The organism is Desulfoluna butyratoxydans, assembly GCF_900699765.1.
GTDB lineage: Bacteria > Desulfobacterota > Desulfobacteria > Desulfobacterales > Desulfolunaceae > Desulfoluna > Desulfoluna butyratoxydans.
In genome coordinates this window covers 8,623-24,736 of sequence record NZ_CAADHO010000011.1, presented here as the reverse complement: position 1 = coordinate 24,736, position 16,114 = coordinate 8,623, and the positions used below count along the sequence as shown (strand labels likewise).

14 protein-coding genes are annotated in these 16,114 nt (G+C 57.1%); 10 read left to right on the top strand and 4 right to left on the bottom strand.

Annotated elements, in window-relative coordinates; all coding sequences use genetic code 11:
- Positions 1-353: 353 nt before the first annotated feature.
- The 7 genes from MSL71_RS22140 (at position 354) to MSL71_RS26760 (ending at position 8,918) form a co-directional block, all read left to right on the top strand.
- The gene (locus tag MSL71_RS22140; protein ID WP_180145087.1) at positions 354-1,787 is read left to right on the top strand and encodes a hypothetical protein; all 1,434 of its coding nucleotides are present in this window, start codon (positions 354-356) and stop codon (positions 1,785-1,787) included.
- Between the two features lie 76 nt (positions 1,788-1,863).
- On the top strand, positions 1,864-2,574 hold the full coding sequence (locus tag MSL71_RS22135) for a nuclease-related domain-containing protein (protein WP_180145084.1): 711 nt from the start codon (positions 1,864-1,866) through the stop codon (positions 2,572-2,574).
- Positions 2,575-2,840: 266 nt separating this feature from the next.
- Complete coding sequence (locus tag MSL71_RS22130; RefSeq protein WP_180145081.1) at positions 2,841-3,212, top strand: hypothetical protein; 372 nt, start codon at positions 2,841-2,843, stop codon at positions 3,210-3,212.
- Between the two features lie 1,119 nt (positions 3,213-4,331).
- A complete protein-coding gene (locus tag MSL71_RS22125) occupies positions 4,332-5,783 on the top strand; it encodes a 4-hydroxyphenylacetate 3-hydroxylase family protein (protein WP_180145078.1) in 1,452 nt (483 codons plus the stop codon).
- A complete protein-coding gene (locus tag MSL71_RS22120; RefSeq protein ID WP_180145076.1) occupies positions 5,776-6,111 on the top strand; it encodes a hypothetical protein in 336 nt (111 codons plus the stop codon). Before MSL71_RS22125 ends, MSL71_RS22120 begins: the two co-directional genes overlap by 8 nt.
- A 22-nt stretch (positions 6,112-6,133) precedes the next feature.
- On the top strand, positions 6,134-7,432 hold the full coding sequence (locus MSL71_RS22115) for an acetyl-CoA hydrolase/transferase family protein (protein WP_180145069.1): 1,299 nt from the start codon (positions 6,134-6,136) through the stop codon (positions 7,430-7,432).
- Between the two features lie 1,363 nt (positions 7,433-8,795).
- A complete protein-coding gene (locus tag MSL71_RS26760) occupies positions 8,796-8,918 on the top strand; it encodes a hypothetical protein (protein ID WP_281374545.1) in 123 nt (40 codons plus the stop codon).
- A gap of 103 nt (positions 8,919-9,021) precedes the next feature.
- On the opposite strand, the gene MSL71_RS22110 is transcribed toward MSL71_RS26760, so the two are convergent.
- A complete protein-coding gene (locus tag MSL71_RS22110; RefSeq protein WP_180145066.1) occupies positions 9,022-10,386 on the bottom strand; it encodes an acetyl-CoA hydrolase/transferase family protein in 1,365 nt (454 codons plus the stop codon).
- A 296-nt stretch (positions 10,387-10,682) separates the two neighbouring features.
- Positions 10,683-11,285 carry a hypothetical protein gene (locus MSL71_RS22105; protein ID WP_180145063.1) on the bottom strand — a complete coding sequence of 201 codons (603 nt, stop codon included), beginning with the start codon at positions 11,283-11,285 and terminating at the stop codon, positions 10,683-10,685.
- 493 nt (positions 11,286-11,778) lie between these two features.
- On the opposite strand from MSL71_RS22105, the gene MSL71_RS22100 reads away from it, so the two are divergent.
- The 3 genes from MSL71_RS22100 (at position 11,779) to MSL71_RS22090 (ending at position 14,081) form a co-directional block, all read left to right on the top strand.
- Complete coding sequence (locus MSL71_RS22100; protein WP_180145060.1) at positions 11,779-11,979, top strand: cold-shock protein; 201 nt, start codon at positions 11,779-11,781, stop codon at positions 11,977-11,979.
- Positions 11,980-12,316: 337 nt separating this feature from the next.
- Positions 12,317-13,345 carry a TRAP transporter substrate-binding protein DctP gene (gene dctP, locus MSL71_RS22095; RefSeq protein ID WP_180145058.1) on the top strand — a complete coding sequence of 343 codons (1,029 nt, stop codon included), beginning with the start codon at positions 12,317-12,319 and terminating at the stop codon, positions 13,343-13,345.
- Positions 13,346-13,520: 175 nt separating this feature from the next.
- Positions 13,521-14,081 (top strand): rhodanese-like domain-containing protein, encoded by a 561-nt coding sequence (locus MSL71_RS22090; RefSeq protein WP_218951111.1) that lies wholly within the window; start codon positions 13,521-13,523, stop codon positions 14,079-14,081.
- Positions 14,082-14,139: 58 nt separating this feature from the next.
- Here the strand turns inward: MSL71_RS22090 and MSL71_RS22085 are convergent, their stop codons facing one another.
- Both MSL71_RS22085 and MSL71_RS22080 read right to left on the bottom strand, forming a co-directional pair.
- Positions 14,140-14,988 (bottom strand): HAD family hydrolase, encoded by an 849-nt coding sequence (locus tag MSL71_RS22085; protein ID WP_246317876.1) that lies wholly within the window; start codon positions 14,986-14,988, stop codon positions 14,140-14,142.
- Positions 14,989-15,162: 174 nt separating this feature from the next.
- Entirely contained in the window at positions 15,163-15,681 is a 519-nt protein-coding gene (locus MSL71_RS22080) for an REP-associated tyrosine transposase (protein WP_180145055.1), read from the bottom strand.
- Positions 15,682-16,114 lie beyond the last annotated feature (433 nt).

The following is a 16,114-nucleotide window of genomic DNA, read 5'->3' as shown; positions in this document are numbered from 1 at the left end:
GCCGTGCATCGCCGGTGTACCGCGTCTCCCCTTCGTCCGCACCTGTCGCCCGTCAAACATCTCTCCTGTGACGTGATGGCCGTAAGCCCCGTAAACATTGGACACTCAGAGGGTCCTCCGGGCAGGGGCCGACCCTTTTTACCACCGGAGTAAGTCATTCCCGCGGCTTGGCATGCTCCTTGCGAAATACCACCTTCGAAAGCCGGTCATGATCGGTCTTCGGCAGGTGGATTCCTCGTCGGGTGACAGTCTGTGTGCATCACATACACTGTCAGACCGGACGGATTGCAGGGAACACATTGCTTGCCGTTGCCCGGAGCACTGAACGTCAGATGTTGGAAGGAGAATGAAGCATGAGTAAATACCGCGAACACGGTGGCAAGCAGTCCGGGATCCCCATGGGGCCCCTAACGCTCAGGCTGCCCTTTATTCACTACCGTTTCGAATGGCCGGATTACCTTCAGGGCCTGTTGATGTGCACCGTCTGCCTGGCCATTATTCCCGTCCTCACCGGCAAACTGGGCATGTCCTTTGAGGTGGCCCTGGCCATCGTTATCATGAACGGCACCCTTTACCTTGCCCACGTCACCTTCGGCGACCCGGTGGTGCCTGGCTGGGTCACCCCGGCCATCCCCCTTCTCATCGCCTATGTGGAGACTTACGCCCCCGGGGTGGAGCGCATGCAGTGTCTCATCGCCTTTGAGATGATGTTCGGGATTTTCTGTGTAATCCTGGGGGTCTCGGGGCTGGCCAAGAAGTTTGTCTCCATCATCCCCAACGCCATGCAGTCCGGCATCGTGCTGGGGGCGGGTTTTGCCGCCGTCATGATCGTCTTTAAGCCCGGCAACGGCCTGAAAAGCTTCGACAACTTCCCCTGGACCGTGGTCATCTGCGTGGGCCTTGCCTTCTACCTCCTGTTTTCAGAGCACTTCAAGAGCCTTCGAACCAAAAACAAATTCTTCTTCTACCTTGCCAACCTCGGCATGATGCCCACCCTGGCCCTGGCCGTGTTTGTGGGGCCCCTCACCGGTGAGCTCTCCTGGCCCACCTTCACCGGAGAGATCATCACCTCCCCTGATTTTGCGACCCTTTTCAGGGATTTCACCATCCTCGGCAACATCCCCATGCCCTCGGGCCACATGTTTATCTCCAGTATCCCCATGGTGGTCAGCGCCTACCTCGTTATCTTCGGCGACGTGATTCAGAGCCAGGCCCTTCTCGACGACGCCCAGAAGTACCGCCCCGATGAGGACATCGACTACAACCCCAACCGATCCCACATCATCTTCGGCGTGCGCAACACCATCATGAGCGTCATCGGTCCGGACATCTCCATGTGCGGACCCCTGTGGGCGGCCATGCAGGTGGTCCTGTGCGAACGATACAAGCACGGGCCGGAAGCCATGGACTCCATCAGCGGCGGCGCAGCCTCCTTCCGTTTCGGGACCTGGACCGGCTACTTCCTGGCTCCCATTGTCTCGGCGGTGAAGCCCATCCTGGGCATCGGCCTGGCCTCCACCATGCTGATCCAGGGTTATGTAAGTGTCCGCATCGGCGTCCTGAAATCCCGGTCCTACAACGACCTGGGCATTGCAGGGGTCACCGGCGCCATCGTGGCCACCCGCGGGGCTGCCTGGGGCCTGGGGGCTGCCATCGTCATGTGCGCCCTCATCTACTTGGGCGGAGACAAGCGCAAGGCCTACATTCAGGAAGAGCCTGTCTTCCCCGGAGATTCTCCTGAAAAAATCAACAAAGAGATCGAAGAACACGTGGGCAACGTCGCCTAACGCGGTGTAAACCGACACGACGCCGCCCCGCCCCTTTGCGGTGGGGCGGCATCACACCCCAGAAGGAGTTCACGCCATGGCATACATTCAAGGCAACCCCGTTGAAGGGCTCAAGCAGACCGTCACGCGCCACCTTTTTCTCATGGGCACCGTCACCGTGGTCCTGGCAGGGATGATGCTCGCCTTCTCCGAGGACCCCATGGCCGAGGCAGGTCCCATTGCCGCCATCACCGTGGTCTGCGCCGCCATCATCGGCTTTGTCTCCTTTCGCTCCAATCCCCTTGCCCTGACCATGCTCTTCAAAAAGGACCGGTTTGGGGAAGCCGTGGCCCGGGAAGAAAAGGTCATCACCCATCTGGAGGCCCTTTCCGACCGCTGTTACGTCTTCAATAACCTCACCCTGGAGCTCTTCCGTATCGACCACCTTGTCATCTCTCCCTGGGGCATCTTTGTCCTGGGCCGCGTCCGCAAAGAGGGCGAGCTCCACGTAAAGGAAAAAATCCTCCACGCGGGCCAGACCTCTCTGGACAGCCTCTGCACCAGCACATGGCGCATCTGCCACCTGCTGAACATCGTCATCCGCAAAGGCTGGAGCCAGGAGATCATGCCCATGCCCGTCATTGTTCCCCATGAAGCGCACCCCAGCCGGACCAAGGCCGTGGACGGCATCATGATGGTGGAGGCAAGCCGTCTGCCCTCTTTCATTGAGTCGGGCCGTAAAGAGATCATCTCCAAGGAGATGGTGGACTCCATCACCGCCTATCTCCTCAAGCGCTACACCGCTTAACCCGGATCTTTCATGAGAAAACAACCATTCAAAAGAAAAATAATATGATTTCAAATGGATTCAATAAAAATGTCAGCTATTGTGAAAATGTAAATCAGCGTTTGCTGTTTGATTTCTTCACCCTTCGGGCGAGCCGAATGCACCCATCTTCTGCGTTATCAGAGCTTTGAGGTAAAACACTACATCTGCAGCTCTGATGCCTTGAATATGGGTGCACTCGACTCGTGAAATATCCAGGTTAATCACATACAAAAGGGAGTTTTGCCATGAACAGCCTGCACCGCCTGACGCTTTCCCCCACCCGAAAAATCGCCCTGGCCACCCTCACGGCGGCATGGACCCTGGACCTTGGCTACGGCATCTTCGTGCTCAAGGGCCTCTCCCTCATCAAAGTCACCCTGCTGCTTCTCTCCTTCACCCTGGCCCTGTCCGACAAAAAGAACGGCGCCATCGGATGCGCCGTGGTCTCCCTTTTGATGGTCCTCTTTTCTGCGGGCACCGCCGCCACCTTGAGCCAGCAACCGCCCTCCTCTCACCTCATGGTCACCTTGGTGTCCCTCTCCCTTTTTCTCATCACCACCCTTGCCATGGGGGTGGCGGCGATAAAGCAGGGAAAACAGGTGATAGGTGATAGGTGATAGGTGATAGGTGATAGGTGATAGAACAAAAAAAGAGATCTCAGGGTCAGTCAAGACGGTTTCCGGTTTTTTGTGCCTGTAAACCCTCTCCTTAAAAACGTATCGCGCCCAGTCGTTCCATCCCCGCCCAACCTCCCCATAAAAATCCCCAGCACCGGTGGTCATCATGCTGCGTATCTGCCCATGACACCGACGGCTTTCGTCTCGGTGCGTGGGACGCACCCTACGTGGTGTCGATCGGTGGTTTTTTTGTTGGTGCCACGGGGTGTTGTAGGGTGCGCCGTGCGCACCGCAGGCGATTCATGCCTCTGAATTAGCCGATTTCATGAGGACATGCCGATTGGCAGGTGGTTAACCCAAAGCCGATGGTTTGCGTTAAGTAAATCGGTGCGGGAGCCGCACCCTACGGGCCCCGATGTCCCCTCAATTTTCATCATAAGTCCGCGTCTCCACACCCTGTAGGGTGCATTTATGCTCCATGTTCGAAGCGCCAGACACTTCCTATTTACGGAAAAGGTTTGCAGCACCGGCGGCGGTGGCTGTCATGCTGCGTATCCGTCCAGGGTACCGACGGCTTTCGTTTTGGTGCGTGGGACGCACCCTACGAGCCCCGATGCCCCTCAATCGACATAACCCGCCCGTGTCTCCACATCCCGTAGGGTGAATTTATGCACCATATTCAGAGCTCTACAAACTATAGATTTCAACATAAATTCAGACCGATACAGACTTTCCCACTCACTCACAATTAGAGTCATGGCATTGCGATGCACCAGCGCATCACAATGCGTCCATGCATCTCCCGTCCAACCCCTTGTTTGCATGCAATTTCTGACCCCGGACCCGCGAAAGCGATGCCGCCGTGCATCTCTCATCCCAATGGGCTGCCGAAGGGGTGCCCATGGCCCGGGCTGCACAGCCCTCAGCGTAACAGGCTATTATTATGAACAATCGAAACCAATCAAGTAAATTAAGACTGAAAAATGACTTCCTGGCATGCTTCTTGGAATATCTATCACCAGTCATTTTGGATGGCCGGCTTTCACCCCATTCAATCTCTTGTTAACGCCCTGATGTCGGGACGTTCCATCCATGAAGTTAGAACAAGGAGTAAGCGATATGAAAACCGCAGCGGAATACGAAGCAAGTTTGAGAGAACTCAATCTGAACGTCTACCAGTTCGGTAAAAAAGTAGAAAATGTCGTGGACGATCCCATCATTCGCCCCTCCATGAACGCCGTGGCCGCCACTTATGACTGTGCCCACAAACCCGAGTACGAAGACCTGATGACGGCCACCAGCCACATCACCGGCAAAAAAATCAACCGTTTCACCCATATCCACCAGAGCACCGAGGACCTTGTTAAAAAAACCAAGATGTGCCGCCTTCTGGGCTCGTTGACCGGATGCTGCTTCCAGCGCTGCGTGGGCATGGACGCCATGAACGCCCTGTCCATGACCACCTTTGATATCGACGCCAAGTACGGCACCGAATACAACAAGCGCTTTCTTGCTTATCTCGAATTTGTCCAGGAGAACGATCTGGTCTGCGACGGCGCCATGACCGACCCCAAAGGCGACCGCGGCCTGCCCCCCCACAAGCAGGCAGACCCCGACATGTTCCTCCACGTGGTGGAAGAGCGGGAAGACGGCATCGTGGTCCGCGGCGCCAAGGCCCACCAGACCGGCGCGGTGAACTCCCATGAGATCATCATCATGCCCACCATCTCCATGCGCGAAGAGGACAAGGACTACGCCATCAGCTTTGCCCTGCCCAGCGACGCAGAAGGGATCACCTACATCATGGGCCGCCAGTCCTGCGACACCCGTAAGCTTGAAGAGGGCAACATCGACCGCGGCAACGTGCTGTTCGGCGGCCATGAGGCCCTGGTGGTCTTTGACGACGTCTTTGTGCCCTGGGATCGCATCTTCATGTACAAGGAGTGGGACTTTGCCGGCCAGCTTGTGGAGCAGTTCGCCTCCTACCACCGCCAGAGCTATGCCTGCAAGGCTGGCGTGGGCGACGTCCTCATCGGAGCCACCCAGACCATCGCCGAATTTAACGGCGCCCAGAAGGCCTCCCACGTCAAAGACAAAATCATCGAGATGAACCATCTCAACGAAACCCTCTTCTGCGGCTCTGTTGCCTGTGCGGCCGAAGGCCACAAAGAAAAGTCCGGTACCTATCTGGTCAACACCCTGCTGGCCAACGTCTGCAAGCAGAACGTCACGCGCTTCCCCTACGAGATCTCCCGGCTGGCCCAGGACATCGCAGGGGGCCTTATGGTGACCCTGCCCTCTGAAGACGATTACCGCTCTCCGGAAGTGGGCAAATGGGTGAAAAAGTACTTCAAGGGCAACGACGAGGTGGATACCGAAGACCGCATGCGCATGCTGCGCCTCATCGAAAACCTCACCCTGGGCACCGCAGCCGTGGGCTACCTCACCGAGTCCATGCACGGCGCCGGTTCTCCCCAGGCCCAGCGCATCATGATCTCGCGCCAGGTGAACCTCAAGCAGAAGCAAAAAGTTGCCAAGCGCCTGTGCGGCATCACAAAGGACGATGAGTAAGTCGGATCCGGGGGGCCTGAAAGGCCTCCCACCCGGCCCACGGCGTATCGGCCTGAAGTATTGCGGGGGGTGTGCCCCCCGCTACGACCGGGTCGGGCAGGTCAAGGCCATGGAGCGAGAGCTCCGCGGACTGGTCACCCTGCTCTCCCCGGACGCGGAAGGGCTGGAAGCCATACTCATTGTAGCGGGCTGCCCCACATGCTGTGTGGATGCCTCGGACTTCCGGCCCCTGCCTGTTCTCAGGATCCGGTGCGAGGCCGACGCCCGCCGATTTATCGACGACATACGATCCGAACCGAGCCGTGACCTGGCCGGGAGCACACTCTGAAGTGGTTGGATGAGGAGAGCACATGAACTGGAACGCACATTACGAAAACCGACAGATCACCCTTGAGGAGGCCGCACAGAAAATCGAATCGGGCAACCGGGTGGTGGCAGGCCACGCCTGCGGCTCCCCCGAGCCCATCCTGGACGCCCTGGTGGACCGGGCCGACGAGCTTGAAAACGTGGAGATCGTCCACATGGTCTCCATGGGCAAGAGCGCGTACTGCCTGCCGGAATACGAGAAGAACTTCAGGCACAACTCCATTTTCGCAGGGGGCGGGTCCCGCAAGGCCATTGCCGAAGGCCGGGCCGACTTCACGGCCTGCTACTTCAGCGAAATCCCCCTGTTGTTCCGAAACGGACACCTGCCCGTGGACGTGGCCCTGATCACGGTCTCGGAGCCGGACAAGATGGGGAACATGAGCCTGGGCATCTCCGTGGATTACACCCTGGAGGCGGCCAAGTCCGCGAAAATCGTCATCGCGGAGGTCTCTCCCCACATGCCCACCATCGGGGGCAACGCGTACGTCCACGCCTCGGACATCGACTTTTTCGTAAAAAGCGATCGCCAGATGATCGAACTCCCCCTGCCCCGCATCGGCGAGGTGGAGAAAGCCATCGGCTCCCATGTGGCCGGGCTCATTGAAGACGGCGACTGCCTGCAGCTCGGCATCGGCGCCATTCCCGACGCGGTCCTCACCTTCCTGGACGAAAAGAAAGATTTGAGTATTCACTCGGAGATGATCTCCGACGGGGTCATGAACCTGGTGGAAAAAGGGGTCGTCACCTGCCGCCGCAAGCAGCTCCACCCGGGGAAAATCATCATCACCTTTGCCATGGGCAGCCAGTCCTTCTACCAGTGGCTGGACCACAACTCCATGGTGGAGATGCACCCGGTGGATTACGTCAACGACCCCTTTATCGTCTCCCAGAACGACAACATGGTCTCCATCAACTCTGCCATCGCCGTGGACCTTTTGGGCCAGGTGGCGGCGGACAGCATGGGGGCCCGGCAATTTTCCGGCCCCGGGGGCCAGGTGGACTTTGTCCGCGGCGCCCGGCGCTCGAAAAACGGTCGCAGCATCATCGCCATGCCTGCCACGGCAAAAAAAGGTACCATGTCACGAATCGTCAGCACCCTGGCTCCGGGCCAGGCCGTCACCACGCCCAGGAACGATGTGGACTACATCGTCACCGAGCACGGCCTCGCCCACCTGACAGGGAAAACCCTTGAACAGAGGGCCAAAGCCCTCATCGATATCTCTGCACCCGAGTTCAGAGATACCCTCTGGTACGAATTCGAGGAGATCTACAGAGACAAATAGGGATTGTTTTCGGCCGGCACCCTTGAGTCCCTCTCCCAGACTTTCCGGCGGCGCTGTCCCTCCATCGGCGCCGCCGGAGTCGGACCCAAGGCCTCCCTCCATATCAACGCCAGTGCCTGACCTCCCGACTTCTTCCCACCGCCCGCCCCGTACGCTCCCACATCAGACGGGGCGGGCCGGATGGGAAGCATCCCAAACCCATCACGTGTTTCATCCACACACACGACAGGACTCGGGCTCACGGATCCGGTCGCCATGCGTCACACGTAGGATGGGCAAAGCGAAGCGTGCCCATCATTGCCTCGTTAACCCGCACGCCCCTACCCCATGAAGGAAACCCTCGCCATACGCGATGGGCACGGCGCCAAAGCCGTCTCCACCCCAACGAATACGGTTATGCCTTTGCCCATCCTACAGGACTCGAGCTAACGGCTCCGATCGCCATGCGTCACACGTAGGATGGGCAAAGCGAAGCGTGCCCATCGTTGCCTTGTTAACCCGCACGCCCCTACCCCATGAAGGAAACCCTCGCCATACGCGATGGGCACGGAGCCAAAGCCGTCTCCACCCCAACGAATACGGCCATGCCTTTGCCCATCCTACAGGACTCGAGCTAACGGCTCCGGTCGCCATGCGTCACACGTAGGATGGGCAAAGCGAAGCGTGCCCATCTTTGCCTCGTTAACCCGCACGCCCCTACCCCATGAAGGAAACCCTCGCTATACGCGATGGGCACGGCGCCAAAGCCGTCTCCACCCCAACGAATACGGTTATGCCTTTGCCCATCCTACAGGACTCGGGCTAACGGCTCCGATCGCCATGCGTCACACGTAGGATGGGCAAAGCGAAGCGTGCCCATCTTTGCGCCGGTCCCCCACCGTCCCAACCCCATGAGGGAGGCCCACGCCATACGCGATGGGCACGGCGCCAAGGCCGTTTCCACCCCAACGAATACGGCTTTGCCTTTGCCCATCCTACAGGACTCGGGCTCACGGCTCAGGTCGCCATGCGTCACACGTAGGATGGGCAAAGCGAAGCGTGCCCATCTTTGCATCGATAACCCGCACGCCCCTACCCCATGAAGGAGACCCTCGCCATACGCGATGGGCACGGCGCCAAAGCCGTCTCCACCCCAACGAATACGGTTATGCCTTTGCCCATCCTACAGGACTCGGGAGAACCGCTCCGGTCGCCATGCGTCACACGTAGGATGGGCAAAGCGGAGCGTGCCCATCTTTGCATCGTTAACCCGCACGGCCCTACCCCATGAAGGAAGCCCACGCCATACGCGATGGGCACGGCGCCAAGGCCGTCTCCACCCCAACGAATACGGCTATGCCTTTGCCCATCCCACAGGACTCGAGTGGCTAAACGCATCGGCGACCTGGCTTCCGTCCATAACATGCGGTCCGACGTGCCCCCTGAAAACGTTATCGCCATGCTGGAATCTGCCGTTGAGCTGGGTCAGTATCCCAACGCCTCCTGATCAAAAAAGGCGGAAGAGATGAACCCATCCCTTCCGCCCGAACCCGCCTCGTTCAACCTGTTCCGAAGCAAGACCTTACATCATTAAGCAGTCGCCGCATTGATCAGGCGACTTTGGTGGCCCCTTTTTTGTTGGAGGCCCTCCAGATCCCCATGGCTTCGGCATCTTTGATCAACGCCTCGCGGAAATCGGGGTGGGCGATGGAGATAAGGGCTTCGGCACGTTCCCAGGTGCTTTTGCCCTTCATCTGGGCAATGCCGTACTCTGTTACGATCATATGGGTGGCGGTACGGGGAGAGGTAACGATGGCCCCGGGGGTCAGGGTGGGCTTGATGCGGGACACCGGCCCGTTGGGGGTGTTGAAGGTGGAGGTCATGCAGATGAAGCTCTGGCCGTTTTGGGATTTGTAGGCCCCTTCCACAAAGTCGAGCTGGCCGCCGGTGCCGCTGATGTGCTTGGTGCCGACGCTCTCGGAGCAGACCTGGCCGAAGACATCCACCTCAATGCAGGCGTTGATGGAGACAAAGTCATCGATTTTGGCCACCACCACCGGGCTGTTGGTGTAATCCACGGAATAGGAGATGACGCCGGGGTTGTCGTCGATGAAGTCGTAGAGGTCCTGGGTTCCCATGGCAAAGGAGAAGACCTGCTTGTACTTGTCGATGTTTTTATACCGGCCGGTAATCTTTCCGGCCCTGGTCATCTCCAGGTACGCGTCCACGTACATTTCGGTGTGCACGCCCAGGTCCTTCAGGTCGGACTTGGCCACCATGGCCCCCACGGCGTTGGGGATGCCCCCGATGCCAAGCTGGAGGCAGCAGCCGTCGTAAAGCTTTTCGATGATATAGGAGGCGATCTTCTGTTCTTCCGGGGACGGGTTGGCCGCAGGCAGGGTCGGAAGGGCAGGATTTGAGCTCTCCACCACATGGGTCACCTGGGACAGGTGCACGCACTCCTGGTTGCCCCCAAGGACCCTGGGGCAATTTTCGTTGACCTCCACGAGGACGTAGTCCGCCATCTCGATGGCAGCCATGGTGGCAGGGGCACCGGAACCAAAGCTGAAGTACCCGTGACGGTCCATGGGGCTGGCCGTAAACATGCAGACCTTGGCGCTGGTGCAGTTGTTGCGCACCATAAAGGGCTTTTCATGGAACTTCATGGGCACGTAGGAGAGCAGGCCCTTTTTGTAATACTTGCGGTCCAGGCCACCGCAATGCCAGCTGTTCCAATAGAAATGGTCACCCGTTGGGTCGACATCGTTTGTATGGTGGGGCATGGCACCGATATCACATCGAATGTTGACCCCTGCCAGTTCATCTTTTCGTCTGGAGAGGGCGGCGTCCAGTTCATTGGGAGCATTCACGCCGAAGGCATACTCTATCCAGTCTCCGCTGTTTACGACCTTCACGGCCTCATCAGCTGATACCAGTTTCGCTTTATACTCATCCTTCGTAAAATCGATGATCATAAGTACCCCTTATCTTTCGTTATGGAAATTGAATACCAACAACTACTCGGCATTTCAGGAGTTATGCCAACCTTCGGGGTAATTTATTAACCATCTGAATTAACAATCGCTTTACATCTGAACGTCTTTTCTCGACAAGACACATGTTCATTGTCGTGGCTGGGGTTATTACGCCACACTCCGGCCGAAGCTGCCTGGCAACCCGCTGAATACATGAAACAATCAAGACATGGGGCCAAAGAGCACCAACATGTGTCGAATCGGTAACATCACCATGCTAAAAAGGCTGTGCCACGTCAGGATTTTTCCACGGACACAGCAATGGCCTCGGTATATCGCGCATGGATGGAGAGGCCCACCTTTAGCGTGTCAAAGGTTTCCACCGAGGTATCGACCCGGGTGGTAATGACATTGCCGTCCGGCAACTTCAGGGTCACGCTTCGGTTTTCCCTGTCGATGGCCACGATCTCGGCAGAGACATCCACGGTCTCCACCAGGATCCCTGCAGGCTTTTCCCCTTTGGCCGCCCTGCCGGTAACGCTCCCACTGCGGGTGGCGGGTTTCATCCCGTGGTCCCCCAGGTACAGGGCCACCGATCCGTAATATTCCACCCGAACCCGATCGCCGATATCTATCTGATCGAAATTCCGTGCGTCCTCACTCACCTCATAGTGCACCACGTCGCCATCCGGTCCGGAAAGCATGAGCACACGATCAGCGTAGTCGATTCCCACGACCTCCGCCGTGATGACCTTTCCGCTGCCCAGCTCAAACCCGGACTCCATCTCGGAAACGGCTGCGGTTTTCCCGTCATCGGCCATAACATAAAGGGGCGCTGAACAAACCATAAGAGCCCCAAGGGCAACGGCACACAGAAATACTGATACGTTGGTTTTCACGTCATCCTCCTGTTCGTGCGTTATTGTTACGTTAATCATGTTATTGCAAAGCGAACATAGGCAGATTATCACCGCCGTTTACGACAATTCAAGAAGTTCCTGCAAAGGGCCAAAAGCGCTTAAAAGCCTGAGGCCCCCACGGGCAGCCGGTTTCCAGCAGGGCACAGGCCCCCAGAAATCAACGGGGTTGAAACACTGCGGCAACGGATATGGGCCGCCTGCGAAAAACCCATACAGAATCAGGCAATTCCGGCCGATCGGCCCCCAAGCCACGCCCTTTCATTTTCAACCCATTTGTCCCCTGAGAATGCCAATTGGTTAAAAAAACTGAAAAAAAGTCTTGACCAATCGAACATTTTCATAGACTATACGTTTCCAGTGCCTCACCGGAGGCTTTAGTGTTTCGTTATCTTAAGGAAGATCCATTTCAAGAAGTGGCAGACCCTGAAGTATCGAACAAAAATTAACACATACCAAGTAAGGAAACGTCACAATGGCTAATGGAATCGTAAAATGGTTTAACGAATCTAAAGGTTTTGGTTTTATTGAGCAGGAAAACGGCCCCGATGTATTTGTACATCACTCTGGAATCAACTCCAGCGGCTTCAGGACTCTCAATGAAGGCGACCGTGTTACTTTCGACATCGAGCAGGGCCAGAAAGGTCCCGCTGCTGTCAACGTAACCGTGCAGTAGCTTGATTAGGGCCTGACGGCCTTTTCAGCATATTGAAAGCCCCCTCGCTTTACAGTGAGGGGGCTTTTTTATTTTGTGCCCGAGCCTTCCCTCCAGCCTGCGCACACACCCCGCGAGCCATTCCCCTTCCATAACCCGGTGTTGATTTTGCCACTGCAAACCGGATAAAATAAGTTTTCTTCTCACCGGATCCATCACACACGAGCTTGCCCCTTCCGATCCGGAACAGCCGGTTATCAAGCATTCTCCCCTTTAGTCGACCCCATGAGCCCGTTTTTGGGCATGGCGGTAAACCCATTTGTTTTATGGATGAACCCCCGTAAAGGAGCACCTTTCCATGAACAGATTTTTCAACACGGCGGCAGCGGCCCTCCTGGCCCTGGGACTTTCTGCGGGATGCGGCAAAGAGAGTTCAGACACACCAACGGACACAAAACCCGTGACCCTTCGCATGGCCACCCAGTACCCTGAAGACCACCCGGCCCATGCTGCCGCCCTGCGCATTGAGGAGGCCATAGAAAAAGGAACCGACGGCAGGGTGAACATTACCGTCTTTCCGGAGAACCAGCTGGGAGAGCCGGGCCAGGTCTTCGAAGGGGTCCAGAACGGCACCATTGACGCCGCGCACATCTGGATTCCCTCCCAGGACGACCCACGGCTGAACACCGGAGACCTGCCTTACATCGCCCGGGACTACGGGGAGCTAAGGAAAATCTTTGCTCCGGACGCCTTCATCCCCATGCAAGTCGGAACACTCCTCGACAAAAAAAACGTCACCTTTTTCGGCTATTACACGGAAGGATTTATGGGGGTGGGAACCACCGGGGAGGCCAAGAACCTGCGTTCTCTGGGCACAGACAAGGGTGTTGTTGTGAGTATATCCGACTCAGCCGCGGTCAAGACCGGCATGGAGGCACTGGGGTTTCGAACCACCGCCCTGCCCTACTCGGATGTCCTTGCAGCCCTTAAGGCAGGCGTGGTGGATGGATGGGTCGGCGGCCCTCCCCGTCTGACCTACTCGGGATTCCGCGAAGCCATCACCACCTATTACCAGCTGAACTCAAACGTTGTGAACTCTCAGTACATCATGGGCACCAAGGTCTTCCGTTCCTTCAGCCAGGCTGACAGGAAAGTGGTGGCCGAGGCCTTTGCCGCAGAAAGTCTCAAGAGCTTTGAGGTTGCCGAGCAGGAGGAGATCTCCTACCGGAGGAAGATGACGGAGGCAGGCATTACGGTCAATGAATTTTCGAGGCATGAGCTCCGCGCCATGGCCGACTATGTCCGGGAAAGCGTGTGGCCCGGGTTTGAAAAAGAGATGTCTCGCAAGTGGATGAAGGAGCTCGCGGCGTCGTACGCAGACAAATAGCAGAGGGCCCAAAGCTTACCGAAGGTTTCATAGCAAAACACTCGGAAATATCGTCTTGACACCAGCGCGGCGTTCCCCCACAATGAGCCCTTTTAAAAGGAAAACAGCCCATTGACTGACACGGCACGGCCCCAAAGGCCCTGCGCCGCGCTTGATTACAGCAACAGGAGTTCCCATGCGCCAGCGACTCATGTATGTCATCACCTTCGTTCTTTTAACGGTGATCCCTGCCGGAGGGGCTTTTGCCGAGCCTTCTTCGGTTCCCCTGATGAAACAGACAAGCCTCGGCCTTTACATCACCGCCGCAGACGCCTGGGCCGAATGGCAGAAACACCCCGAAGCCACGACAATCCTTGATGTCCGCACCCAGGAAGAGTACATGCTCATCGGCCATCCCCCCATGGCCCGCAACATCCCCGTGATGCTCATGGAGCCCATTCGCGAGCGTATCACCATGTCCTCCAACCCCGATTTTGTTGAGCAGGTCAAAAAAGTCTACCCACCGGAAACCCGCCTTCTTGTTCTCTGCCGGTCCGGCGGGCGAAGCGCCATGGCCATCAATATCCTGGCCAAGGAAGGGTATACCCAGGTCTACAATATTGTGGATGGATTTGAGGGAGACACCCTGAAAGAGACGGGCCATGAAGACTACGGCAAACGCACAGTAAACGGTTGGAAAAACGCCGGGGCGGAATGGACCTACGACCTGAACCGGGAGCTTCTCTACCTGCCTTAACGGGCCCACCCGATCCTGTTCAGCCTCCGGCGCCCCGCCGGAGGCTCTTCACAAAGTCCTATTCGTCAGCCTCTTTTATCCCCACGGCTTTCACATGCCCATTTTCCGCCACCTTGTCCACCATGGCCTTGACGCTCCGGTCCATGGGGCTGCCGTCCGTGTAATCCGCCGGGGCAATGAGGGTGGCACGGCCGTCGTCCACCAGTCCGGCAGCCCGACTCTTTGCCCCGTTGCTCCCCGGCGCATAGGCTGCAATGGCATTGCCTCCCATGCTCGTCACCACCCGCATGCACGGAATATCCGTCTCCCCGTCCCCGATAAACACCATGTTTGAAAACGGAACCACCCGGTCTTCCCGGGGCATGCGCTTGTTGATGAGGGAGTTGTCATAAACATCCAGACTCCCTTTGTTGATGCGAAAAAGGTATTGTGTCTTGGTGGTGTAATTCACGGCCAGGGCAGGCCAGCTTGCGATGCCGTGGTGGTCGTACATGAACCCCGAGGCAAAAATGGCGTCAAAACACGTTGCGATCACCGTCCCGCGGATCATCTCCCGCAGCCCGGACGAGACAATGTAATGACACACCTTCACCCCCTTCTCCGCCCCGTAAGTATTGATGCGATCAAACCACCCTTCCACCCCGTCAAACAGCTCGATGCCCGCCCCGAAAGCATGAAAATCTTCCCGCCTTACCGGCACCTCATGCTGCCGGGCTTTTTTGAGCATCAGCCCCATGTACGCCAGGATCTGGTCGGCATCCTGCTCCCGGGCATACGCATCCACCTCCGCCCAGAAATCCCGGGACGCCACCTTCAGCCTCGGAATAAAGTCATACTCCTGCATGTTCCCCGGAGACAGGGTTCCGTCAAAATCATACGCAATGGCCATGGGAATCAGATTGGACACAGGCAACCTCCCTGAAGCAAAATCGAAAAGAAAGAAGACGGAAACACAATAAAACAGACAGGGCCGACAGCGCAAGGGGCATGCAGTCCGCAAACCATCGCCACCGGTCACCGTGCGTCATACGTAGGATGGGCAAAGCGGAGCGTGCCCATCTTCCTCTAACAGCCCAACATGTTACTCAAAATCCAACACCAGGGTCTCCACATCAATCGCGACTCCCGCCTCATACCACCCCTTGCGAACCGCCTGTTGATAAGAACCGTATTCCCAATCCTCAGGCTTTGAGGCATACCCATGCTTGACCGGATTGTAATGGATGTAATCCACATGGCGTCGCCAATCCTCTTCATCGCGAATCATATGCTCCCAAAACCGCCTTTGCCAAATGCCCTTCTCCCGTTTTTTCGCTTTGGAAGACCCGATAACACCCCTCGGCAATCCCGTTGAGAAATGGCGTTTGATTACCATCCATCGCATGGAAAAATTGATATCACCGTCCGGAAGCCTCCACAGGGTATGCACATGATCCGGCAACACGACGATCGCCTCAATTTCAAACGGGTGCCGATTCACACACAACCGAAAAGACTCGCGCAACCGATCGATGTGCTCAATAAGCAAAGGGCACCGGTTTTCCGTGACCACCGTAAAAAAATACCGTGCACCAGGTTGATATACTCTTCGATATCTCATGGCATCCTCGCATTCTTGCTCTGTCTCGAAATATCTCCACCGGTTGCCGTGTGACAAGCTTTGATCCCCACACACGATGGGCACGGCGCCCAGACCATCATCACCCTAATGGTTACGGCTTGGCCTTTGCCCATCCTACATCTCCTCGAATTATCACCACCGATTGAAATGTGTCACACGTAGGATGGGCAAAGCGAAGCGTGCCCATCTTTGCTCGGGTCCCCCATTCAAACACCATATCCATGTGTGAGATCCACACCCCATTTGGAATCCTTCGTCACGCGCGATGGGCACGGCACCCAGGCCATCATCACCCTAATGGTTACGGCTTGGCCTTTGCCCATCCTACATCTCCTCGATTTATCGCCACCGATTGAAGTGTGTCACACGTAGGATGGGCAAAGCGAAGCGTGCCCATCTTTGCTCGGGTCCC

Bases quoted from the DNA above. Each gene is read 5' to 3' on its own strand.
- MSL71_RS22140 (WP_180145087.1), top strand. From the start codon at position 354: ATGAGTAAATACCGCGAACACGGTGGCAAGCAGTCCGGGATCCCCATG.
- MSL71_RS22135 (WP_180145084.1), top strand. From the start codon at position 1,864: ATGGCATACATTCAAGGCAACCCCGTTGAAGGGCTCAAGCAGACCGTC.
- MSL71_RS22130 (WP_180145081.1), top strand. From the start codon at position 2,841: ATGAACAGCCTGCACCGCCTGACGCTTTCCCCCACCCGAAAAATCGCC.
- MSL71_RS22125 (WP_180145078.1), top strand. From the start codon at position 4,332: ATGAAAACCGCAGCGGAATACGAAGCAAGTTTGAGAGAACTCAATCTG.
- MSL71_RS22120 (WP_180145076.1), top strand. From the start codon at position 5,776: ATGAGTAAGTCGGATCCGGGGGGCCTGAAAGGCCTCCCACCCGGCCCA.
- MSL71_RS22115 (WP_180145069.1), top strand. From the start codon at position 6,134: ATGAACTGGAACGCACATTACGAAAACCGACAGATCACCCTTGAGGAG.
- MSL71_RS22110 (WP_180145066.1), bottom strand. From the start codon at position 10,386: ATGATCATCGATTTTACGAAGGATGAGTATAAAGCGAAACTGGTATCA.
- MSL71_RS22100 (WP_180145060.1), top strand. From the start codon at position 11,779: ATGGCTAATGGAATCGTAAAATGGTTTAACGAATCTAAAGGTTTTGGT.
- dctP (WP_180145058.1), top strand. From the start codon at position 12,317: ATGAACAGATTTTTCAACACGGCGGCAGCGGCCCTCCTGGCCCTGGGA.
- MSL71_RS22090 (WP_218951111.1), top strand. From the start codon at position 13,521: ATGCGCCAGCGACTCATGTATGTCATCACCTTCGTTCTTTTAACGGTG.
- MSL71_RS22080 (WP_180145055.1), bottom strand. From the start codon at position 15,681: ATGAGATATCGAAGAGTATATCAACCTGGTGCACGGTATTTTTTTACG.